Raw genomic sequence first — 22,257 nt, 5'->3', positions numbered from 1 at the left:
ATGCATGAGTTTGAAATTGCCGGCGAGAATTACGGCATTCCTGACCCCGACGGGTGGGGGCCACCCGTCAACTCGGAAACCCGCAAGACCCTGATCAAAGCGTTATCCGGGAAAAAGACGTTTCGCTACCTCTATGACTTTGGCGACGGCTGGGATCATCGGATCAAAGTCGAAAGGAAACTGCCCGCAGGGGCATGTCCTCAGGTGCCGTATTGCATCGACGGTGCCAACGCTTGCCCGCCGGAAGATATCGGCGGTGCGCCGGGTTATGCCGAATTTCTTGAAGTGATGGCTGACCCCAACCACCCAGAGCATGACGATATGCTGGAGTGGCATGGCGGTACCTTCGATTCAACGGTTTTTGAATGGGAGCGTGTCAATCAATGGTTAAAGGCGATTAAGGTCTGAGGTGCAAGGTGGTGTAGTTCGGACGGTTACGTTGCTCGCCAGGTAGCTGACAGCCTTACCCAAGGCATTCTGCGTCGTCACTTGTGGCTGCGTTTTTTCCAACCAGCTTTTCAGCTGAGCTAGCACCGGCAGGCTGTGTTCGTGGCGGCCTGCTAAACGTTGTTCGTCGTCGCCGTCCTTAAGATCGCGCTCAATACCATAAAGCTTGTTGATCAAATTCAGCGCGATATCGGCACGACCGGTTTTGCCCTTGGGTTGTACTTTTTGCGCTTCAACGAACTTGCGCCGGGCATGTGCCCAGCAACCCAAACGCCTAACACCAGGCTGTGCGCCCAAGGCGTTGTAGCCGGTATAATCGTCGGTCATCACGTAGCCGCGATAGCCTTCGAGCAGGCGCGACGGCACCTCCTGCCCTCGGCTGGTCGAGTAGTCAAAAAGGATCACCGGCTTACCCGGTGGCCCGCCGGTTTGCACCCACATCCAGGACTGGCTGCCGGGCTCTCGATCCGGTTCCTTGAGCACCTGGACGCGTGTTTCGTCGCAGTGGATGACGCGGCTACCCAGCAGGCTATCGCGCAGCAAATTGAGCAACGGCTGAAAGTGTTCGCCGCACTGGATAACCCAGCGCGCCAGGGTCTGGCGGGGAATATCGATGCCATGGCGGCCCAGCACTTTTTCGAAGCGATGCAGCGGCAAACCATCGACATACTTGGTCGTCAGCAACATGGCCAACACACTCGGGCTTGCCATGCTCTTTTCAATCAGTTGAGCCGGCTTGTCCGCCGTGACCGGCGCCGCTTCACAGTCGCGGCACGCATAAACCTTGCGGATATGTTTGATCACGCGGATTTGCATCGGCACGATCTCGAGTTGCTCGCTGACTTCTTCGCCAATGGTGTGCTTGCGGCAACCACAGGCGCAGGTCAGCTCATGCTCGGGCAGTTCGTGGATGACTTCGATACGCGGGAGACCGGCCGGCAGCGGTTTGCGTTTACCGCGACGTTTGCTGGGGGCAACGACCTCTTCTTCCATCGCTTCGTCGACGGGCTCTGCAGCGCTTTCAGCTTCATTGAACAAGGCCAATTGCGGTGTTGCCGGATCGTCCGTTTGCTCAGACTTGCGACCGAACAGGCGCTGGCGCAGCAGCGCATTCTGCTCTTCGAGATGAACAACTTTGGACTGCATCTGCACAAGCAACTGCTTAAGCAGAATTGGGTCGTCGGGAAGGTCTTGGGGCATGGAAATCATGCCCTGGATTATACCCAGTCAGGCTACGAATCTCGGCGTCAACACTTGATGAGGGCGGTTGCGCCAGAGGTCGAAGCCGTCGAGCATCCAGTTGAGTTCCTGGACTGTCAGGACGATTGCCTGTTCGGTGGGATCGGGTGATGTTTTGAACCGTTCGGCCTCCAGGCGCTTGAGCCAAAGGCAGAAGCCGTTGCGCTCCCAATACAAGATCTTCACTCGGTTTCGGGGCTTGTTGAGGAACACGAACAGCGCGGGGTCGAAGACCGCGACCTTGATGTCCAATTCGACCAGGGCGGCGAGGCCGTCGATGGACTTTCGGAAATCCACAGGCTTGGGGTACAGGTAGACTTTTTCGACCTTGGCGTCGGGACGCATCATGAGGTGCAGGCTCCGCAGAGAAATCGGGAGCACAGCATCCGCAATCAGATAGCGGCTTTGAATGTGGGGTTCATGGAGCGCTTAGTGCGCCAGCCAAGCTGGCAGTTGATAAAGGGTGAAAGTCCCTACGAGAGAAGTTATGGCGAGACACCTCGACCCCGAGTCATGCACTGTGCATCGTGAGGTGTACGGCGAAGCGTTGACAGGGGAAACCAGCAGGCCAGCCATTGAGCCGCGAAATCATGAGTCTGGGGCGCCGACGCTGTTAAGCGATGCGGAAGGCCATAGTGGGCGTGGCGCCATATCGCAAGCCACGTTCACGCCCTGCGCGGTCGTAGACCCTGAGCATGCTGGGAAGTCAACTGCACGGAAGCTGGGAGATCTCATTCGTGTCTGGTGCTGACAACCCAGACGGGGTAGGAAAGGCCACAAGCCGAGCGCCTGCCGTCTACGCGGATGAGAAGTCGGATAGCTCCGTAGTACCTGGGAAATTGCCGAACAATGGGCCTGGCTCGGCGGAGGTGATGGAGGAAAGGGAGCTAGCCAAGGGGAACAGTGATCAGCCTTCCGTACCCCGGACGCAGAGCCGGACAAGTGCGTTGTCAGGGTTGCTCGCTGTACGTCAAGCAGCCCGGCAGGATCGCCGGGTCAAATTCACGAGTTTGTTGCACCACGTCACGGTCGAGCTATTGCGTGAGAGTTTTTACAATCTCAAGCGGGACGCGGCCTGTGGTGTGGATGGAATATCGTGGCGAGAGTACGAACAAGATGTTCACGAGAGACTGAACGCCTTGCACGACAAAGTGCACAGTGGCCGATACCGAGCCAAACCTGTTCGACGGGTTTACATTCCGAAGGCAGACGGCAGCGAGCGACCGCTGGGTGTCACCGCGCTGGAAGACAAGATCGTCCAGACGGCGGTAGTGAAAGTGCTCGAAGCGATCTATGAGCAAAATTTTCTCGGACTGTCGTATGGGTTTCGCTCTGGTCGAGGGCAACACGATGCATTGGATGCTTTATCGGTGGGAATACAGAACTCTCGGGTTCGGTGGATCTTGGACGTGGATATCCGCGCGTTCTTTGACACCATCGATCACGAGTGGATGATGTGCTTCTTGCAGCATCGAATCGCAGATAGGCGAGTGCTTGGCCTGGTAGCTCGATGGCTCCGTACAGGAATTCTCGAGAATGGTCAGCGAATTCCGGCGAAGCAGGGTACGCCGCAGGGCGCACCCATTTCACCGCTGCTGGCCAATATCTACCTGCACTACGTGATGGACTTGTGGATCAAGCAATGGCGTGGGCGTACAGCAACAGGCGAGATGATTGCCGTGCGGTATGCAGACGACAGCGTGCTTGGGTTTGAAAAGCGTGAAGATGCATGGAGCTTTCGCCATGCCTTGGAAGCTCGATTCGCGCAGTTCAACCTGACGCTACATCCCGAGAAAACACGTCTGCTTCGGTTTGGTTGGTTCGCGGCTGAGGATTGCAAGAAACGTGGCGAAGGGAAACCGGAAATATTCGATTTTCTTGGGTTCACGCACTTCTGTAGTCAAACCAAGAATGGGATGTTCGTGGTGGGTCGCGTCATCATCAGCAAGCGCATGAGAGCAACGCTCAAGGAAATCCGGGCGCAGTTGCATAAGCGCAGGCACGAGCCTGTCCCCGTCATCGGGCAGTGGTTGAGTCGGTTGTTTAGAGGCTATTGCAATTACTACCACGTACCCGGTAACACACGGCGGCTGGATGCTTTTCGCCGGGAAATTATCGGAGCGTGGAGGCATGCCCTTAAACGGCGGAGTCAGCGACACCGATTAAACTGGGAGCGCATGACTGCGCTGACCAGGCTGTTCATTCCCTATCCGCGCGAGCTACCTATGCATCCTAATCCCATAACCCGCTTCGGCGTTAATACCCAAGGCAGGAGCCGTATGCGGTAATTCCGCACGTACGGATCTGTACGGGGGGTGGCAGGTGACTGTCATTCCTACCGCGACCGATGCGCTGCTCACGTAACACGGTTCGACGCCATCTCAAACTGCAAGCCGTTCGCCAACCGCTCGTTTATGGCCCGCGCGTCGAGCGGGCCAGCAAGTTGGCGCCTTTCGAGGATTATCTTCGCCAGCGTATAGACGCTGCCAGGCCGCACTGGATTCCCGCCACCGTCTTGTTGCGCGAGATCCGCGAACAGGGCTACCAAGGCGGATACTCCATTCTCACCAGCTTCCTGCTCGCCTTGAAGTCCAAGCCGGCTGAGCCTGTCGTACGCTTCGAAACGGAGCCCGGCGAGCAGATGCAAGTGGACTTCACGGTGATTCGGCGTGGCAAAGACCCGCTGCTGGCCTTCGTCGCCACCTTGGGCTGGAGCCGAGCCACCTACGTTGTGTTCTCGCGTCGTGAGGACTCGGCGGCCTGGTGTGCCGGGATCGAAAAAGCCCTGCGCTACTTCGGCGGCACGCCGCGAAAGCTGCTTTACGATTATGTGGCGCGCCACATAATCCGGCTTTTGTTCCCTTCGCCGTTATGTGGCACTGGCTCGGCAGCCCCAGGAATGATGGGTGGCACTCGAGCCGAGGGGCACATAATAATCAAAGGGAATTGAGCCATTTCAGCAAGTCGACGTCCCGGTGCCAAGCGCCTGCTTGGGAGGATGCCGCCGAGGATTGATCGGGTGGAGCGCACAGGGCGACGGCAGCCTCCTTGGTCCGGATGTTGATCTCAGCATAACGGTTCGTCGTTTCCAGACTGACGTGACCCAGCCAGGCCCGAATGACGTTGATTTCAACTCCGGCCTCAAGCAGGTGCATCGCTGCGGTATGCCGGAACACATGCGGAGAGATGCGCCGAGCCTCGCCGCTATTGGGTGAGGCTTGCGGTAGATTCGCCGCGTACCGTTTGACGAGCTTGTACAGGCCAAAGCGCGTCAGGGGGGCGTGAAGCCGAGAATAGAACAATGGGGCGTCGGGTTTACCTTCATGGACCGACTCGAGCTGCTTGAGCAACTGTGCGGTCTCGGGCCAAATCGGACAGGCGCGCCACTTGTCCCCCTTGCCGTGGAGCCTCACTCGATGAGGGCCATCGAGATCGATATCCTGGACGCGCAAATCAGCAATTTCCTGCACTCGGGCGCCGGTGTTGTACATCAAGGTCAGGATGGCGCGATCACGCAGACCGGTGGCCGTCGTCGAAATCGCCGCGAGTAGTTGATCAACCTCGTCACGCTCGAGGTAATAGGTCGGCGGTGGCGGACAGCGCTTGGTGGGAATGGCCTCAACCCGTGCTGCCTCGGCCAGCATCTCCGGTGCACGACTGGCAAGGTAGCGGAAGAAGGTGCGTAGCGCGGCCAGCCGCTGATTGCGGGTGCGCACCTGGTTGCCGCGCTGCGCTTCGAGGCTCCGGAGAAAAGCGAGCACCTCGTCGGCAACCAGATCCGTGAGTTTGAGGCGGGTGATGGGACATTGACGCCGATCTGAAATCTGCTTGAGAAACAGTTTCAGGACATCACGATAGCTGCGGATCGAACTGGGGCGCAGACCTTTCTGCACCTTCAGATGATCCTCGAAGAAGGACCTGACCACCGTGCCGAGCTCGTTCATAGCTGCTCTCCGGCCGCTGGTGACAGGTGCGCGTAGTCCCTGAACTGTGCACTGGCCTCGCTCAGAAGTTCACTTGTGATCGTCAGATACACGGCGGTAGAGGCCGGATCGACATGTCCGAGGAAAGTGGCCAGATGAAGCAGCCGACGGCTGGGATCAGCCCCTTCCCGATACCAGCGCAACAAGGTGCCGACGGCAAAGGAATGACGTAGGTCATGGAGCCTCGGCGCAGCGACGCCAGGCCGACTTTCCAGCGCCAGTTTCGGCACCAGTGCGTGAAAGGTCTGACTGATGGTGCCCGAATTCACTGCCTGCCCCTGAGTGAAGCCGAACAGGGGCTGGGTTGCATCGGGAGACGAGGTGCCAAAATGCTCGGCGAGATAGCGCTGTAACCGCGCCGCCATGTGCGGGCCAAACGGTACAAGGCGATCCTTTGCGAACTTGGTCTGCCGGATCATGAGCACATCGCGGGACAGGTCCACATCACCGACCTTGAGCCGAGCAACTTCCCCAACCCGCAGCCCCAGGCCGTAAAGCAGCGCAAACACGGTTTCATAAATCAAGCCGCGGTGCCGGCCTTTGGGACGATCAGGCAACTGCCGTGCCGTTTCCAGCAGCCGGCGTGCCTGGGCGAGATTGAAGATGTACGGGATGCGTTGCCCGGTGTTCCGCCGCGGGCCAGCGCTCACCGGCGTCTTCGTCACCAGCTCCTGCATCACCAGCCAGCCGAAGAAGCGCTGCAGTACGCCAAGCAGATGGTTGTAACTACGGGGCCTTGATCGCGGGCGGGATGCGAGGAAGCGATCGATGTCCTGGGCGGTCACGGCCGCCAGATCCTCGATTCCGGCGGTGGCCAGAAATCGCTCCAGCAGGTGCAGGGCGGCTTCTTCCGTCTTGTACTTGCGATTGAGAGAGCGCTTGTAGGCCAGGAAAGCGTTGATCACTTGATGCACCGAGGCGCCGACAGGAACCAATGGGGTATTCATAGTGCCTCCCCATCGCCAAGAGCGACTTCACGCAAAGCTTCGGTGGCGACCTTGGCGTAGATTTCGGTGGATGATGGGGAGCGATGCCCTACATAGTCGCCGATGGCCTTGAGCGAGAATTCTGCGTCGACGAGGCGCTGGACACAGGTGTGCCGGAGCGTATGGGCGCCTGCCCGTCGTACCGTGATCCCGGTTTGGCGCAGATAGAATCCTGCGCTCTGCGAGATGGCGCTAGCGCGCAGTGGCAGTCTGGGGGCCAGGGTGCGGAAGAATAGATGTCGATCCGCGGTCTGCGGCCGCCCATGCTGCAAATACTCCAGAATGGCCGTTCCGACCACGCTGGCCAACGGATAGGCTGTCCAGTGGCCAGCCTTGCGCTCCGGCACTTGCAGCCGGTCACGCTGCCAATCAATGTCGTCCAGGGTGAGCGATGCGACTTCGTGGGCGCGCAGCCCATAGGTGACAAGCAATAGCAAGATTGCGTAGTCCCGGCGGCCGCGCACTGTCCGTCTATCGACCACGGCCAGCATCCGCCGGACATCGTCCCAACCGATCGATCTCGGCAACTCGGCCAGCCGATACGCTTGAGGCATCTCGACTGCCTGGCTGAGGTCATGCGCCAGAATCTGCTCCCGCTGGCAGTGACGCAGAAACACCTTCAACACTGCGCACAGGCCACGCCGCGAACTGGGAGAGAGCTCGGGCGCGCTATCGACAACGAAAGCGGCCAGGATTGCGGTCGAGAGCTGTTTAAGTGATGTCACCTCTTGTCGGGCAAGGAATGCCGCAAAGCGGTTGAGATAGTACCGGTAGTGTCGAACCGATGTTTCTTTCAGGCCGCGCTCTTCGCGCAAGTAGGCAAAAAACCCGGGGGCTTCTGCCAGAAATGGCTCAGGCTGCGGGTGACGGCCCCCGCCGTGGTGCTCGGGAAGGACCAGTCTGAGCATCTGGTTGACCGGATTGCGGGCCTCTTCCTCTATCTTGCCCCTGGCCTCCTTGCTCGTGCCTGCTTTCGCATGCTCGCTGAGCCAGTGCTGGGCGAAGTCATCGACCAAGGCTGCAGCCTGTGCCAGGGTTTGGGCACCGTGTTCTTGGGTAAATTGACCAAAATGGCACAGCATGGGCACGCGCCGATAGACGTTTCGAACGGCATAGCCTTCCTGGTCCAGCCACTCCACATAGCGCTCGATTGCCGAGCCAAGCCAATTGCCGCGAATCCGATCGACGGTTTGCGGCTTCAAGAAATAACGTTCCAGCATGACAACCTCCATTCCAGGAAACAGGGTGGAGGGTCATCATCCGACCAAGGCGAAACGTTATGTGGCGTTTACCGACGCAGTCGCCTTCAAGTACGGCCAAACGCTCGCGCCGGGCACATAACGGCGAAGGGAACAAAAGTTCGATAACGCCAAAACAGTCATTCTGGACCGTGACGTCTATGGCCCTGGAGAGCATCGCTGGAACCCGGCTCTGTTGACGTTGGCCGAGCGTTACGGCTTCACGCCGAAGGTGTGCCGACCGTATCGGGCGCAGACCAAGGGCAAGGTCGAGCGTTTCAACCACTACCTGAAAAACAGCTTTGTCGTGCCCTTGGCGGCCTCTCTCAAACAGGTCGACTTGCTGCTCAACGTTGAGGTCGCCAACAGCAAAATAGGGCCATGGCTGACGGATATAGCCAACGCCCGGGTGCATGCGACAACGGGCGAGATCCCACAGCATCGGCTCGATACCGAGCTGCACCATCTACTGCCGCTGCCCGACCCCCGGCAGCTTCTGGCGACGATAACAACGCTGACCCAGCCAATCCCGGTGGAAAGCCTGCAACACCCCTTGTCGGTGTATCAGTCGTTGCTGGAGGTGCGCCCGTGAGCCTGCAATATCTGCGCATCGAAGCGTTATGCCAACAGTTCAAGCTGGATACCTTCGCCGCCGAATGGCCCGCGTTGGCGCAACAGGCGGCGGAGAAAGAGACCAGTTATGCCGACTTCCTGGAGCAGTTGCTGCTCACCGAAGATCGGGCTCGGCAGGAGCGGCGGCGTCAGACCCTGCTTCATCTGTCTGGACTGCCGGCCGTCAAAACAATTGAACAATACGATTTCAAGTTTGCCAGCGGTGCACCGCAAAGCCAGCTTCTGGAGCTGGCCGGGTTGGCCTTCATCGAGCGTCGCGAGAACGTCGTGCTGCTGGGGCCTTCGGGCGTCGGCAAGACACATCTGGCCAGCGCTCTGGCTCACCGGGCGATCATGGCCGGCATCTCCACCCGGTTCATCTCGGCGGCCGACCTGACCCTGCAACTGATCGCTGCGCACCAACAAGGGCGCCTGGCTCAGTACTTCAGCCGGGTCGTGCAGCGCTCGAAATTACTGGTGATCGATGAAATCGGATACCTGCCGTTTGGCCGCGACGAAGCCAACCTGTTTTTCAACGTCATCGCCAAGCGTTACGAACAAGGCAGCGTGGTACTGACCAGCAACCTGCCGTTCAGCCAATGGGCAACAACCTTTGCTGACGACTCGACCTTGACCGCCGCGCTGCTGGATCGGCTGCTACACCATGCGCACATCGTGCAGGTCAGCGGGCAGAGCTACCGGCTGAAAGACAAACTGAAGTCGGGCCAGGTAGTACCTCGGGAAACCGGAACACCTCGCTCGTAAATCGACGATAACAACCGCCGGGGTGGGTCAGTTTTAATTCGGTAGGGTGGGTCAGTTTTCAACCGGTATTGACACCGATGGACAAGAACCGGATATAAGGCGCTGCCGAGTAGGGCGAGCGGGCATGAAACCGCGAAGCTCTCGTGGCCAAGGCGACGTGGCGTAGATCCGGCGGTTGTGCAGTGAAGGAGTGCGTTCTTACCTGGGGAGATCTCGCCTTGTGCCTGAAAGGGCGACGGCGCTGAGCCGGAGCGAGAAGTCAGCAGAGGCCATAGTAGTCAACTAGTTGAGCCACTGTAGGCTCGAAACACCCGACGAAGGGCCGAAGGAGTAGGAGGGAAAGCTCCCTGGCTATCGGAATTGAATCGTCTCAGATGTTCGCGTAGCGAAGCTCGCCGAGCATGCCCCGCCAGGTGAAGCCTGAAAGGCCACGGCAGCGAGAAATCAATTCCGCCGAGTCAGAAATAACAATCCCAAGCATCGGGCCAGGAGAGTCACAAATCCGATGACCTCAACTGCTCCAACCGCCCGGTGCGGACCCGCATGCCGGGTGGTGTGGGAGGGGCGCAGCTTCGGCTGCCCCCTATCCCGATCTCGGCTGGCGGGTCAGTCGCCGCGGTATTCGCAGCCGCTGGTACAGGTTTCATGGATGCGGACCCGTGAGAGCTCTGGCAGCAAGGGCTTTAGCTGTTGCCAGATCCACTTGGAGAGAACCTCGCTGGTGGGGTTTTCCAGGCCAGGGATGTCGTTCAGGTAGTTGTGGTCAAGTTGCTCGTAGAGCGGCTTGAAGATCGCTTTGATCTCGGAGAAGTCACGAATCCAGCCGGTATAGGGATCGACTTCGCCCTCGATGTAAATGGCTACACGAAACGAATGACCGTGTAGGCGGCCACATTTATGGCCTTCCGGCACATGGGGGAGGCGATGAGCCGCTTCGAAGATGAATTCTTTAAACAGTTCCACGGTGTTGCGCTCTGAAAAGGTACGACCGCGGGTGCGATCAAAATAGGGAGCAAGTTTAACAGTTCTACCAGGGCTTTACCCGTTGCAGAGCTGTCCTTGGAGTCAGCACGGAGGAGGTGTTTGAGGCCGGCCCGGTTAGAGCTACTTGAGAGCCAACCGCCTGGCGAGTCGGTTCAGGTTTGCGCGATCCAGCCCCAGTTCGCGGGCTGCAGCGGCCCAGCTGCCTTGGTGGCGCGACAGGCAATCGCTGATTAGTAGACGCTGATAATTGTCTAGTGCCTGGCGCAGGTCGCCTGTCTCTAGCTGGCTTGGGGTTTGAAGCTGCTCAGTTATGATTTCGGCGCTTGTTTGGCTGCCCTGTGGCAGCTCCAGGTCGATTGCATGAAGACTGAGGATTCGTGGGCGTTCGGGGCAGGCCGCCAAAGCCTTGAGGGCGGCGCGGCCGATCAAGTGTTCAAGCTCGCGCACGTTCCCTGGCCACTGATAACCCACTAGCGCGGCCTGGCCGTCTGGCGCCAGGCGCAGGCTGCGTAGGCCCAGGCGCGGACGGTTCTCTTCGAGAAAATAGCCCGCCAATAAAATAACGTCGCGGCCACGCTCGCGTAGCGGTGGGACGCGAAGCGGATAAACGCTGAGACGGTGATAGAGATCGGCGCGGAAGCGCCCAGCCCGAACCTCCTCGGCGAGATCACGGTTAGTGGCGGCGAGCACCCGGACATTCACATGGTGCTCACGATCCGAGCCGACCCGTTGCAACTGCCCACTCTGCAATACGCGCAGGAGCTTGGATTGTACGGGCAGTGGCAGCTCGCCTAGCTCATCGAGAAATAGGGTGCCGCCATCGGCGAGTTCGAACTTGCCGCGGCGTTCGCTGACAGCGCCGGAAAAGGCCCCGCGGACATGGCCGAACAGTTCGCTCTCCACCAGGGTTTCCGGCAGGGCTGCACAGTTCAGGCTGATCAGTGGCGACTGCGCGCGGGTGGACTGGGCATGAATGGCTTGAGCGACGAGCTCCTTGCCGACACCGGTTTCACCGCTAATCAGCACGCTCAACTCACTGTTGCCGACCAGTGCTATCTCTTCGAGTAAGCGTTTATGCGCGAGGCTTTGGCCAATCATCTCGCGTGGGCGTACCTGCCCGGCGGCCTGTTTATAGGCCTCGGCCAGTTGATGCTGATCTTCGGCGCGCCGGGTCAGGCTGTGTATGCGTTCGCTCGCTTTGACGGTGGCGGCGGCGAGGCTGGCGAAGGCCTCAAGGGTGTCCATATCGGCTGGGCCGAAGCGTTCCGGGTTAAGTGCATCGAGGGTCAATACTCCCCACGGACGCTCGTCGAGATAGAGCGGGCAACCGAGACAATCATGGACTTCAAGCTGGCCATGATGTCCCTCGACCAGGCCGTCGTAGGGGTCGGGTAGCGTGCAGTCGGCGGCAAAGTGGGTGGGGCGGGAATTTTCCAACAGCGCCTGCAAACGCGGATGTTCTGCCACTTTGAAACGCCGGCCAAGGGTATCTGCGCTCAGCCCGTCTACTGCCAGCGGCACTAATTGCTCGCCATCCAAGCGCAGCAAGGCAGTCGCGTCGCAGGGCAACAACTCACGCAAGGAGCCGAGCAGCCGCCGGTAGCGCTCGCCCTCGGGCAGTTCGCGCGAGAGATCGGCAACCAAAGGCAGTAAGGTGGTAAGCAATGGATTGGTGGTCATTCTGACCCTTGTGGAGTCTATTTGACTCTGATTGATTGCTGTCTTTATGACTCTTGTTAAAATTAAGTAATTGAAAAATATAGACTTAATTTGTGGCATGAATGCTGAATTGTACAGGTGTAGAAACCCTAACACGATTCAGGAGAGAACTCATGCTAAGCGCTGCGCAGACTGCTCTGATTAAAGCCACCGTCCCGTTGCTGGAGTCCGGTGGTGAAGCCCTAACCGCGCATTTCTACACCATCATGCTGAGCGAACACCCAGAGGTACGACCGCTGTTTAACCAGGCGCACCAAGCCAGCGGGGCGCAGTCGCGGGCCTTGGCTAACGCGGTGCTGATGTACGCCAAACACATCGATCGCTTGCAAGCCCTAGGCCCATTGGTCGGTCAGATCGTGAGCAAGCATGTGTCGCTGCAGATATTGCCGGAACACTACCCGATTGTTGGTGGCTGCCTGTTGCGCGCGATTCGCGAGGTGTTGGGCACCGAGGTGGCAACCGATGAGGTGATCGCTGCGTGGGCCGCGGCTTACCAACAGTTGGCTGGCTTGCTGATTGGCGCGGAAGAGCAGGTCTACGCCGAGAATGCCAGCGCCGAGGGCGGATGGCGTGGTGCGCGGCAATTCCGTGTGGCGCGTAAGCGGGTAGAGAGTGAGGAGATAACCTCCTTCTACTTGGTGCCGGTGGATGGCGGCGCGCTGCTGAGTTTTGCGCCAGGCCAATACATTGGCTTGCGCCTTGAATTGGACGGTGAAGAGGTGCGACGCAATTACTCGCTGTCAGCGGCAGCGAATCAGCGTGAGTACCGGATCAGCGTTAAGCGTGAGCCGGGCGGGCGGGTTTCGAGTTTTCTCCACGACCGTCTGGCCGAGGGCGATACCCTCGATCTGTTCCCGCCGGCCGGTGCCTTCGTCTTGCGGCCTTCAGACAAGCCCTTGGCGCTGATTACCGCTGGCGTCGGCATCACGCCGGCACTGGCGATGTTGGAGCAGGCGCTGGACAGTGGTCGCGAGATCCACTTCATCCACTGTGCACGCCACAGCGGTGCCCACGCGTTTCGCGATTGGCTGGAGACCAAGGTGGCGGCGCATCCACAGTTGAAGCGCTTTTACTGTTACAGCGAGCCGCGAGCGGAGGATCACCAGGTGACCAGTGGCTTCCTGACCCCACAGTTGCTTGATCAGTGGCTGCCGGCGCAACGCGACCTGGATGCTTACTTCCTGGGGCCTAAGCCTTTTATGGCGCAGGTGAAGCGGCACTTGAGTGGGTTGGGGATACCGGATGCCCAGTGCCACTATGAGTTCTTTGGGCCAGCGGCGGAGTTGGAGGCCTAAGGCCTAAGGCCTAAGTCATCGAGTGAAAACACCGGCGTGCACGCGCAGGCCGGTGCTATTTAAGGCTGCGACTGCCGTAATCGCTGTAGTTCCTGCTTGAGCCAGGAGGCTGATAGTTGCGCTTGACCTTGTGCATTCAGCGCAGCGTGCGTGCTTTCACTCAGCGCAAGCAGGGAGCAACTGACACAGATAATTCGCCACATAGGCATGAAACTGGGCATCGTCCCAATACTCCAGATGACTCAAGGGTGTGTGCCTCTTGTACCAGGGACCGACCGGCATGGCGCGGTCTTGCGTCACTACCTTGGCGTAGTCCGGCAGCGGCCGTAGCGGGTAGCCGAGTGGATCGGCCGGTGCATAGAGATTCAGCCAGCGCGCCTGTTCGCGCACCTGCTCGGTCAGGCAGTGGCCGGGAAAACGGATCGGCACCACCGGGTCGTAGGCGAAGGTGAACAGTGGGATGTTGCAGCCGAAGGTGATCAGGCCGGCCAGCGTCTCCAGGGCCAGGAAGGGATCGCGCGGGCAGCTCGGGGTGGCGTTGAGCTTCTGCTGGTCCCAGACGAAGTTGGAGAAGATGTGCCCACCCAGGGAGTGGGCCAGCACCACCAGCGGTGTCTGTGGCCCGACTTGCGCGCGCAGGGCGTTCAACCCATGCCACAGGCACTGGTGCACTTCTTCGTAGGTGGTGTCATAGGCCTGGCTGACCTTGCGGTAGCCGCTGGCATCACCGAAAAACAGGGTGACGATACGCCGCAACCAGCGCCAGCTAACCGGTTCACCGGCGAGCTTGTCGAGGTAGGCCTGTTCGCGTTTATCCAGCACGCTGGCCCAGTACAGGCTCTGGAACGCAACCTGTTCCGCCTCGGCGCCGAGACGCCGGCGCAGGCTGCTAATCAGGTTCTGGGCGAAGACGTGTTGGCCGTCTGCATCGCGCAGATCCGGCTGTGTGCCGATGCCGTGGATTACCGCTACTGCAAGCTTCATGAACCTCTCCCTGGTTGCGCACGTGGCAGCCTAGCGCGCGGTTGTCGCCGCTTCAATCGGCTTGCGGGAAACGCTCGATCAGAGTGCTTGCAGCTGGGCGCCGAGGCGACCATTATCCACCAGCTCGAGGAACTCATCGCCGAGCCGGCGGCTTTCATCCATCGCTGTGTGCCAGTAGCGTTCGCGCCCGGCGTCGTCACCCAGATAGCGGCTGAAATCCTTACGGTCGGGCAGCTTGCCGTGGGGCAGGCGGGCCAGGTACTCGCGCGAGGGGGCGAGTAGCAACACGTTCTGCAGGCGGGTGGTATCGGCGCGGCGCCATGGCAGCCCCTTGTCGAACCACCCGGGGATGACCTTGTCGGTGAAGTGCGGGTAGAGCACCACATCGCTGCCGCTGTAGGGCAGATCGAGGTGATAGTCGAGCAGGCCGCCGTCGCGATAAGTCCCGGCGCCAGCACCAGGGATGTCGCGCACGCCTTCCATCACCATAGGGATGGAGCCGGAAGCCAGCAGGGCATGGCGCAGGTTGCCGGTGTCCAGAGGCAGGTAGCGCGAGGGAAAGTCGTTGAGTGCTGCCAGCGGTGGTGCCAAGCGGGCATCGTGCAGAATCACCCGTTCGAAGTGCTTGGCCAGGCGCGGGCGGCCGAGCAGGTTGTTGCCGATTACCGAGGACAACCCTAGGCCGAGTGCGCTACGCCGATCATGGGCGAGCAGGCCGAGGCTCTTCACCACCATCACATTGAGGCGGTAGTACGGGTTGCTGAGGATATGCGAGTCCTGACCATCGAGCAGTTCGTCGAGCATCCGCCTGCAGCTGTGCGACACCTCGGCCATGCTCACACCCTTGGCGAAACGCTGCGCGCTGTACAACTCACCGAGGCGGCGGAGGCCTTGTGCGGCGTTCGGCAGGCAGGCGCTGGCGAAGCGCCAGGAACCGATCGAGGCGCCAATCAGCGCGCGCTCGCGGGGTGCCCGTGGCAGCCAGTCGCCGAACAGCGCCAAGTCCAGGCCCTGAATACCCAGCGCTTTCGGGCCGCCGGCCGCACCCGGCAAAATGCCCACGTCTGCCGGGCGCAAACCTGTGTCACGGATACGCGCATAGGCCTGTGGGCCGGCTTTCAGGGTTAGGGCGGGAAACTTGATTTGAATCGCGCTCATGTTGGCCTCCATCACGCAAGGCCGCGATTATAGAGGCCCGCGCGGCCAGACCAAGAGACTTCAGCGCATGAATGATGGCTGCATGGCTGGTGGACTGTTCCCGTTGCCCTAAGTGACGCTGAATGATTGGCTGCATGAGACCGCGGAAGAACTGCATGGCAATTTACCCTGGTTCGCCGTGGCCTTAATTGGCCTGCATATCGCCGGGTTACATGCCCTTGGCGAACGCCGGGCAAGCCATGCCGCTCCACTCGGGGGGATGCTGCTCTAAAGTCGTTGGACTTTGCGCCGTGTTTATACAACAGGCTCAAGGGCGCCGAGCGTGCTGGGGCCGCCATACTGAGACCATGTTGCAAAACAAGAAACCCGGCACTCGGCCGGGTTTCTTCTGTCATGCACGGGGTTTAACCCGCGGCGATCAGTCCTGCTTGCTGCACCAGCTCCAGCAGTGGTTGCGGGTACAAGCCAAGGACGAACGCCAGCAGCGCGATAGCCAAGAGCATGATGCCGCCGGTGCGCTGGCCCCAGTTGAAGGGCGCATCGTGGCGACGCAGGTTGGGCTCGATCAGGAACAGCGTGACCATCACCCGCAGGTAGTAGAAGACGCCAATGGCGCTGCCGAGCACCAGAGAACCGAGTAGCCACCACTGCTGCGACTGCACGCCGACGGCGATCACATAGAACTTGCCGATAAAGCCGGCAGTCAGCGGAATACCGGCCAGCGACAGCATCATCACCGCCAGTACGGCGGTCAGGTACGGCCGCCGCCAGAACAGCCCGCGATACTCGTACAACGCATCGCAATCGCGGCCGCTGAAAGGCGTGGACATCAGCGTGATGACACCGAAGGCGCCGAGGCTGGTCAGCACGTAGGTCACCAGGTAAACGCCGATCGCCTCGACGGCCAGGCCTTTGCTGGCGATCAGGGCGATCAGCAGGTAACCGAAGTGGGCGATGGAGGAATAACCGAGCAGGCGCTTGAGGTTGTTCTGCATCAGCGCCAGCAGGTTGCCGATCAGGATCGAGGCTATGCCGATCACGGTCAGGGCATCGTTCAGCAGGCCGCCGTTGGCCGCCGGCGACAGTTGGAACAGGCGCAGCAGCACCGCGAATACCGCGACCTTGCTGGCGGTGGCGAGGAAGGCCGCGACCGGTGCCGGTGCCCCCTCATAGACGTCCGGTGTCCATAGGTGGAAGGGTACCAGCGAGAGCTTGAAGGCCAGGCCGACCAGCATCATCCCCAGGCCAATCTGTGCCACTGCACTCTGCACGCCGGTTGCCGCGAGCTTGGCGCCGATCCCGGCGAAGCTCAGGCTGCCCGCATCGGCATACAACAGCGCCATGCCGAACAGCAGGAACGCGGAGCCGGCGGCCGAGAGCACCATGTACTTGATGCCGGCTTCCAGCGAGCGCTTGTCGAAGAAGGCGTAGGCGACCATGCCGTAGACCGGTACCGAGAGCAGTTCCAGGCCGATAAACAGGCCCGCCAGATGCTGCGCGCTGACCAGCACCATGCCGCCCGCCGCAGCCAGCAGAATCAACAGGTAGAGTTCCTCGCGGTTACCTGGATAGCCAACCTTCGCATCACCCATATAGGCATGCGCCAGGGTCACACAGGCCAAGGTGGCGGCCAGGATCAGCGCCATGTAGAAGCAGGCGAAATTATCCACCTGCATCAGGTCGGTGACTGCCAAGGGGGCCACTTTGAGTGCCGGGATGATCGACAGCAATGCCAGGTTCAGGCCGATCACCGAGAGGATGAAGGTCTGCGAGTGGTTGCGGCGCCAGGCAATCGCCAGCATCACGACGACAATGGTGGCGCTGACCACCAGTAGCGGCAGCAGGGCGATGAAGTGTTGAGTGGTGAATTCCATAGCGCAACTACCGGGCCGAAGCGAGTTGAGTGAAAGCGGCACCGAGCCACTGCTGAACGCCATGCATGGTGGCGTCGGAGGTATCGAGCACCGGCTGCGGGTAAATCCCGAGCAGGATCAGCAACACGGCCAAGCCGATCACCATGAGCAGCTCACGAGCGTTCAGGCCACGCAGTACCTGGTCCGACTTGCTCGGGCCGAAGTAGGCACGGTGGATCATGATCAGTGAGTAAACCGAAGCGAACACCAGACCAGAGGTGGCGATAACGGTGACCCACGGCACGCTCTTGAAGATACCGAGCAGGATCAGGAATTCGCCAAGGAAGTTACCGGTTGCCGGCAGTCCCAATGAAGCGGCAGCGAAGAACAGACTAATCCCTGGCAAGTAGGCGATGCGTGACCACAGGCCGCCCATCTCACGCATGTCACGGGTGTGGGTACGCTCATAGAGCTGGCCGCAGATAATAAACAGTGCCGCCGCGGATAGACCGTGGGCGAGCATCTGCAGCACCACGCCTTGCAGGGCCAACTGGCTGCCGGAATAGATACCGATCAGTACAAAGCCCATGTGCGAGACGCTGGAATAGGCGACCAGGCGTTTGATGTCGGTTTGCGCGAACGCCAGGATGGCGCCGTAGAAAACCCCGATGAGGCCCAGGGTCATGGCAAACGGTGCAAACTCGGCCGAGGCATTCGGGAACAGTGGCAGGGCGAAACGCAGCATGCCATAGGCCGCGGTTTTCAGCAGAATACCGGCGAGGTCGACGGAGCCGGCGGTCGGCGCCTGTGCATGCGCATCCGGTAGCCAGGAGTGGAAGGGCACCACTGGCAGCTTGACGGCGAAGGCGATAAAGAAGCCAAGCATCAGGATGTATTCGCTAGTCGGCGGCAGTTCAGCCTTGAGCAACAGGGTGTAATCGAAGGTGATCACGCCGCTCTGGCTGTAATTGACGAAGACCAGGCCAAGAATCGCCACCAACATGATCAGGCCGCTGGCCTGGGTGTAGATGAAGAATTTGGTCGCCGCGTAAATCCGGGTCTTCTTGCCGTCCGATGAGCTGTGACCCCAGAGCGCGATGAGGAAGTACATCGGCACCAGCATCATTTCCCAGAAGAAGAAGAACAGGAACAGATCGAGCGCGAGGAACACGCCGACCACGCCGCCGAGAATCCACATCAGGTTGAGGTGGAAGAAACCGACGTGGCGCTGGATTTCCTTCCAGGAGCACATGACCGAGAGCACACCGAGCAGGCCGGTGAGCAGGATCATCAGCAGCGACAGGCCATCCAGCGCCAGGTGCACGTTGATGCCGAAACGCTCGATCCACTGGAGCTTGAACTCGAGGGTCCAGGTCGGGTCGGTGCCAGGGGCGGGGGCCAGGCTGTAGTCGCCGGTGGCCCATAGCCAGAGGCCGAGACCCAGCAATAGAAGCATGGTCAACATGGCGATCCAGCGTGGTGCGGTGGCGCCGAAGCGCTCCGCTTGCCAGCACAACAGGCCGCCGATAAAGGGGATCAGGATTAGCCAAGGCAGAATCATGACGGGCTCAATTCCTTTCGCAAATGCGCAAATTCATTTCAGACAGTGACCAGCAGTACGGCGCCCAGCACCAGTACTGCACCGCCGGCGATGGAGGCCGCATACCAGCGCAGATTGCCGGTTTCGGTACGACTCATAAGTTTGTGCCCGCCCCGCGTCAGGCGCGGAATCAAGCCGATGCTGTGGTCGATGGGGTCATGTGCGAATAGCTGGGTCAGCCACAGATAGGGTTTGACGAACAGCTTGTCGTACAGCCAGTCGAAGCCCCAGGCGGCGAACCACCAGGCCGAGAGAAAGCGTCCCGGTGCACTGGCGGCTAGTGCGCTGGCGAAGCGGCGCTTGCCGAGGAACAGCAGCGCAGCCAGCAGAATACCGGCCAGCGCAATGGCGCCCGAGGCGATTTCCAGGCTGTGTTGGGCTTCGCCACCGGCATGCCCGACGCTCTGCGGCAAGACGCCGGCGAGTGGCGGGGTGATCAGTGCGCCGACGAAGGTCGAGAGTACGATCAGCAACGACAGCGGTAACCAATGCGCGACGCCGTGGCCCGCGTGGGCTTCGGTCTGCACTTCGCCGTGGAAGGTGATGAAGATCAGCCGGAAGGTGTACAGCGAGGTCATGAAGGCCCCGGCCAGACCGGCATACAGCAGCGACTGGTGGCCACTGGCGAACGCCTCCCAGAGGATTTCATCCTTCGAGTAGAAACCCGCGGTGAGCAGCGGCAGGGCCGCCAACGCGGCGCCACCGACGATAAAGCTCGCATAGGCCAGCGGCAGCTTCTTCCACAAGCCGCCCATCTTGAAGATGTTCTGTTCGTGGTGGCAGGCGACTATCACCGCACCGGAGGCGAGGAACAGCAGCGCCTTGAAGAAGGCGTGGGTCATCAGGTGGAAGATCGCCGCGTCCCAGGCACCGACACCCAGCGCCAGGAACATGTAGCCGATCTGGCTCATGGTCGAGTAGGCGAGGATACGTTTGATATCGGTCTGTACCAGCGCGGCAAAACCGGCGAGTACCAGGGTGATGCCGCCGACTATGCCGACCAGCTCGAGAATGCTCGGTGCCAGGGCGAACAGACCGTGGGTCCGGGCAATCAGGTAGACGCCGGCGGTAACCATGGTCGCCGCGTGGATCAGGGCGGAGACCGGCGTCGGGCCTGCCATCGCATCGGCCAGCCAGGTCTGCAGCGGCAGCTGAGCGGATTTACCCACTGCGCCACCGAGTAGCATCAGCGTCGCCAGGACCATCCAGGTATCGCCGACAGCGAACTTCTGGGGTGCCAGGACCAGCAGTTCCTGGATGTTCAGGGTGCCGAGTTGGACGAACAGAGTGAACAAGCCGATGGCCATGAACACGTCGCCGATGCGGGTGACGATGAAGGCCTTGAGCGCCGCGTTACCGTTGTTGCGGTTGCTGTAGTAGAAGCCGATCAACAGGTAACTGCACAGACCCACGCCTTCCCAACCGAAGTAGAGGAACAGCAGGTTATCGCCGAGCACCAGAAACAGCATGCTGGCGATGAACAGGTTCATGTAGGAGAAGAAGCGCGAGTAACCGGCCTCACCACGCATGTACCAGGAGGCGAACAGGTGGATCAGGAAGCCAACGCCAGTGACGACGCCGAGCATGGTCAGCGACAGGCCGTCCAGATAGAGGGTGAAGCTCGGTGTGAAGCCGTCCACCGACATCCACTGCCAGAGCAGTTGGCTGTACACGCCACCTTCAGGCGGTGCGACGTTGAATTGCCAGATGATCCCGGCGGTGATCAGTGCGGAGAGTCCGACCGAACCCACGCCGATCAGCGCCGAGAAGTTTTCCGACCATCTGCCGCGCGAGAACGAGAGCAGCAGGAAGCCGAGCAGAGGGAATACACAGGTTAGAAATAGAAGGTTCATCCGCGCATCTCGCTGGCAGCGTCGATATCGAGGGTGTGGAAGCGGCGGTACAGCTGCATCAGGACCGCCAGGCCGATACTGGCTTCGGCCGCAGCCAAGCTCAGGACCAGAATGAACATGACCTGACCGTCAGGCTGTGCCCAGCGGCTGCCGGCGACGATGAAGGCCAGACCTGCGGCGTTCATCATGATCTCCAGGCTCATCAGTACGAAGAGGATGTTGCGGCGTACCATCAGGCCGACCAGGCCGAGGCAGAACAGCACGCCCGCGACGGCCAGGCCGTGCTCCAGGGGAATTGAGTTCATCATCGAATTCATAACTATTGTTCCTTCGCCTCGTGACGGCCGAGGTGGAAAGCCGCGACCACTGCGGCCAGCAGCAGCATGGAGGCGAGCTCCACGACCATCAGATAGGGGCCATACAGGCTGATACCGACCGCCTTGGCGTCCACGGTAGTCTGGCCGATCGCTCCAGCACTCGGGTTACCCAGCAGCACATAAAGCAGTTCAGCCAGCAGCAGCGCCGAGAGCAGCGCGGGGCCGCCCCAGATACCGGGCTTGAGCCAGGCGCGTTCCTGTTCGGCGGCGACTGGGCCAAGGTTGAGCATCATCACCACGAAGACGAACAGCACCATGATGGCGCCAGCGTAGACGATGATCTCCAACGCACCGGCGAACGGCGCGCCGAGGGCGAAGAAGGTCATCGATACCGCCATCAGCGAGATGATCAGGTAGAGCAGGGCGTGGACCGGATTGGTATTGGTGATCACCCGCAAGGTGGACACCACGGCGACGCCTGAAGCGAAGTAGAAAGCGAATTCCATAATCTTCCTTATTTAATCCGTAGGACCTGTTTAGGTCGTCGCGAGCGCAGGTTAGGCAAGGCGAAAACAGGCGAGGAAGCGCAGTTGACTGTAGTCAATGAGCATTCCGACCCTGTTTTCAACGCAGCATCACCAAGCGCAGCAGACATAAACTGGTCCTTAAGGCAGCAGGCTTTTCACGTTGATGGGCTGGGCTTCATTCTGCGCGGCGCCTTTCGGCTTGCCGGCGATGGCCATACCGGCAACGCGATAGAAGTTGTAATCCGGATTCTTGCCTGGGCCGGAGATCAGCAGGTCTTCCTTCTCGTACACCAACTCCTGACGATTGAACTCAGCCATCTCGAAGTCCGGGGTGAGCTGAATTGCAGTGGTCGGGCAGGCTTCCTCGCACAGGCCACAGAAAATGCAGCGCGAGAAATTGATCCGGAAAAACTCGGGATACCAGCGGCCATCCTCGGTTTCGGCTTTCTGCAACGAGATGCAGCCGACCGGGCAGGCTACCGCACAGAGGTTGCAGGCTACGCAGCGCTCTTCACCATCAGGGTCGCGGGTCAGGACGATACGGCCACGGTAACGCGGCGGCAGATACACCGGCTCTTCCGGATATTGCAGGGTGTCGCGCTTGCGAAACGCGTGGGAGAAGATCATTACCAGGCTGCGCACCTGGGTATAGGTGCCATGCACTATGTGTAGGATTTCTTTGATCATTTTCGTCTCC

The 22,257-nt window shown here is 60.2% G+C and carries 19 protein-coding genes and 2 pseudogenes; 6 read left to right on the top strand and 15 right to left on the bottom strand.

What is annotated here, in order from left to right:
- Positions 1–408 (top strand): plasmid pRiA4b ORF-3 family protein (locus FFS13_RS11620; RefSeq protein ID WP_137819245.1); only part of this gene is annotated, 408 nt, incomplete at its 5' end.
- Positions 409–438: 30 nt separating this feature from the next.
- Here FFS13_RS11620 and FFS13_RS11615 read toward each other — a convergent pair.
- Both FFS13_RS11615 and tnpB read right to left on the bottom strand, forming a co-directional pair.
- Positions 439–1,656, bottom strand: a pseudogene (locus FFS13_RS11615) (IS66 family transposase); the annotation flags it as partial.
- 18 nt (positions 1,657–1,674) lie between these two features.
- Entirely contained in the window at positions 1,675–2,034 is a 360-nt protein-coding gene (gene tnpB / locus FFS13_RS11610; protein ID WP_256657878.1) for an IS66 family insertion sequence element accessory protein TnpB, read from the bottom strand.
- A gap of 599 nt (positions 2,035–2,633) precedes the next feature.
- Between tnpB and ltrA the strand changes: the two genes are divergently transcribed.
- Entirely contained in the window at positions 2,634–3,974 is a 1,341-nt protein-coding gene (gene ltrA / locus FFS13_RS11600) for a group II intron reverse transcriptase/maturase (protein ID WP_371922948.1), read from the top strand.
- A gap of 59 nt (positions 3,975–4,033) precedes the next feature.
- Entirely contained in the window at positions 4,034–4,636 is a 603-nt protein-coding gene (locus tag FFS13_RS11595) for a DDE-type integrase/transposase/recombinase (RefSeq protein ID WP_137819242.1), read from the top strand.
- On the opposite strand, the gene FFS13_RS11590 is transcribed toward FFS13_RS11595, so the two are convergent.
- Genes FFS13_RS11590 through FFS13_RS11580 form a run of 3 tightly spaced genes read right to left on the bottom strand, consistent with a single transcriptional unit; the run spans position 4,623 to position 7,875 of the window.
- Positions 4,623–5,630 (bottom strand): tyrosine-type recombinase/integrase, encoded by a 1,008-nt coding sequence (locus FFS13_RS11590; RefSeq protein WP_137819241.1) that lies wholly within the window; start codon positions 5,628–5,630, stop codon positions 4,623–4,625. The genes FFS13_RS11595 and FFS13_RS11590 overlap by 14 nt on opposite strands.
- Complete coding sequence (locus tag FFS13_RS11585) at positions 5,627–6,616, bottom strand: tyrosine-type recombinase/integrase (protein WP_090506196.1); 990 nt, start codon at positions 6,614–6,616, stop codon at positions 5,627–5,629. The genes FFS13_RS11590 and FFS13_RS11585 overlap by 4 nt, the downstream gene beginning before the upstream one ends.
- On the bottom strand, positions 6,613–7,875 hold the full coding sequence (locus FFS13_RS11580; RefSeq protein WP_090506193.1) for a tyrosine-type recombinase/integrase: 1,263 nt from the start codon (positions 7,873–7,875) through the stop codon (positions 6,613–6,615). Before FFS13_RS11580 ends, FFS13_RS11585 begins: the two co-directional genes overlap by 4 nt.
- 130 nt (positions 7,876–8,005) lie before the next feature.
- Here FFS13_RS11580 and FFS13_RS11575 point away from each other — a divergent pair.
- Positions 8,006–8,485: pseudogene (locus FFS13_RS11575) on the top strand (IS21 family transposase); the annotation flags it as partial.
- Positions 8,482–9,270 carry an IS21-like element helper ATPase IstB gene (istB, locus tag FFS13_RS11570; protein ID WP_137819239.1) on the top strand — a complete coding sequence of 263 codons (789 nt, stop codon included), beginning with the start codon at positions 8,482–8,484 and terminating at the stop codon, positions 9,268–9,270. The pseudogene FFS13_RS11575 and the gene istB, both read left to right, overlap by 4 nt.
- Before the next feature lie 606 nt (positions 9,271–9,876).
- Here the strand turns inward: istB and queD are convergent.
- Both queD and norR read right to left on the bottom strand, forming a co-directional pair.
- Positions 9,877–10,233: a 6-carboxytetrahydropterin synthase QueD gene (queD, locus tag FFS13_RS11560; RefSeq protein ID WP_137819238.1), complete on the bottom strand. Its 357-nt coding sequence runs from the start codon at positions 10,231–10,233 to the stop codon at positions 9,877–9,879.
- A 141-nt stretch (positions 10,234–10,374) separates the two neighbouring features.
- Complete coding sequence (gene norR, locus FFS13_RS11555) at positions 10,375–11,934, bottom strand: nitric oxide reductase transcriptional regulator NorR (protein ID WP_137819237.1); 1,560 nt, start codon at positions 11,932–11,934, stop codon at positions 10,375–10,377.
- 152 nt (positions 11,935–12,086) lie between these two features.
- Between norR and hmpA the strand changes: the two genes are divergently transcribed.
- Positions 12,087–13,268, top strand: a complete 1,182-nt coding sequence (hmpA, locus tag FFS13_RS11550; protein ID WP_137819236.1) for an NO-inducible flavohemoprotein — start codon at positions 12,087–12,089, stop codon at positions 13,266–13,268.
- Positions 13,269–13,424: 156 nt separating this feature from the next.
- Here the strand turns inward: hmpA and FFS13_RS11545 are convergent, their stop codons facing one another.
- The 8 genes from FFS13_RS11545 to nuoI form a co-directional block, all read right to left on the bottom strand.
- The gene (locus tag FFS13_RS11545; RefSeq protein ID WP_137819235.1) at positions 13,425–14,252 is read right to left on the bottom strand and encodes a hypothetical protein; all 828 of its coding nucleotides are present in this window, start codon (positions 14,250–14,252) and stop codon (positions 13,425–13,427) included.
- 78 nt (positions 14,253–14,330) lie between these two features.
- Positions 14,331–15,410, bottom strand: coding sequence for a patatin-like phospholipase family protein (locus FFS13_RS11540; protein WP_137819234.1), 1,080 nt, complete (start codon positions 15,408–15,410; stop codon positions 14,331–14,333).
- Positions 15,411–15,814: 404 nt separating this feature from the next.
- Positions 15,815–17,284, bottom strand: a complete 1,470-nt coding sequence (gene nuoN / locus FFS13_RS11535; protein WP_137819233.1) for an NADH-quinone oxidoreductase subunit NuoN — start codon at positions 17,282–17,284, stop codon at positions 15,815–15,817.
- A gap of 7 nt (positions 17,285–17,291) precedes the next feature.
- Entirely contained in the window at positions 17,292–18,824 is a 1,533-nt protein-coding gene (gene nuoM, locus FFS13_RS11530; RefSeq protein ID WP_137819232.1) for an NADH-quinone oxidoreductase subunit M, read from the bottom strand.
- A 38-nt stretch (positions 18,825–18,862) separates the two neighbouring features.
- Positions 18,863–20,716, bottom strand: a complete 1,854-nt coding sequence (gene nuoL / locus FFS13_RS11525) for an NADH-quinone oxidoreductase subunit L (protein ID WP_137819231.1) — start codon at positions 20,714–20,716, stop codon at positions 18,863–18,865.
- Entirely contained in the window at positions 20,713–21,021 is a 309-nt protein-coding gene (nuoK, locus tag FFS13_RS11520) for an NADH-quinone oxidoreductase subunit NuoK (RefSeq protein ID WP_137819251.1), read from the bottom strand. The genes nuoL and nuoK overlap by 4 nt, the downstream gene beginning before the upstream one ends.
- A 14-nt stretch (positions 21,022–21,035) precedes the next feature.
- Positions 21,036–21,539: an NADH-quinone oxidoreductase subunit J gene (nuoJ, locus tag FFS13_RS11515; protein WP_137819230.1), complete on the bottom strand. Its 504-nt coding sequence runs from the start codon at positions 21,537–21,539 to the stop codon at positions 21,036–21,038.
- Between the two features lie 159 nt (positions 21,540–21,698).
- Entirely contained in the window at positions 21,699–22,247 is a 549-nt protein-coding gene (gene nuoI / locus FFS13_RS11510) for an NADH-quinone oxidoreductase subunit NuoI (RefSeq protein ID WP_137819229.1), read from the bottom strand.
- Positions 22,248–22,257 lie beyond the last annotated feature (10 nt).

It is taken from the genome of Pseudomonas sp. 2FG (assembly GCF_005502935.1).
GTDB lineage: Bacteria > Pseudomonadota > Gammaproteobacteria > Pseudomonadales > Pseudomonadaceae > Aquipseudomonas.
The sequence above is the reverse complement of the archived record's forward strand: the minus strand, read 5'-3'. Positions and strand labels throughout refer to the sequence as shown.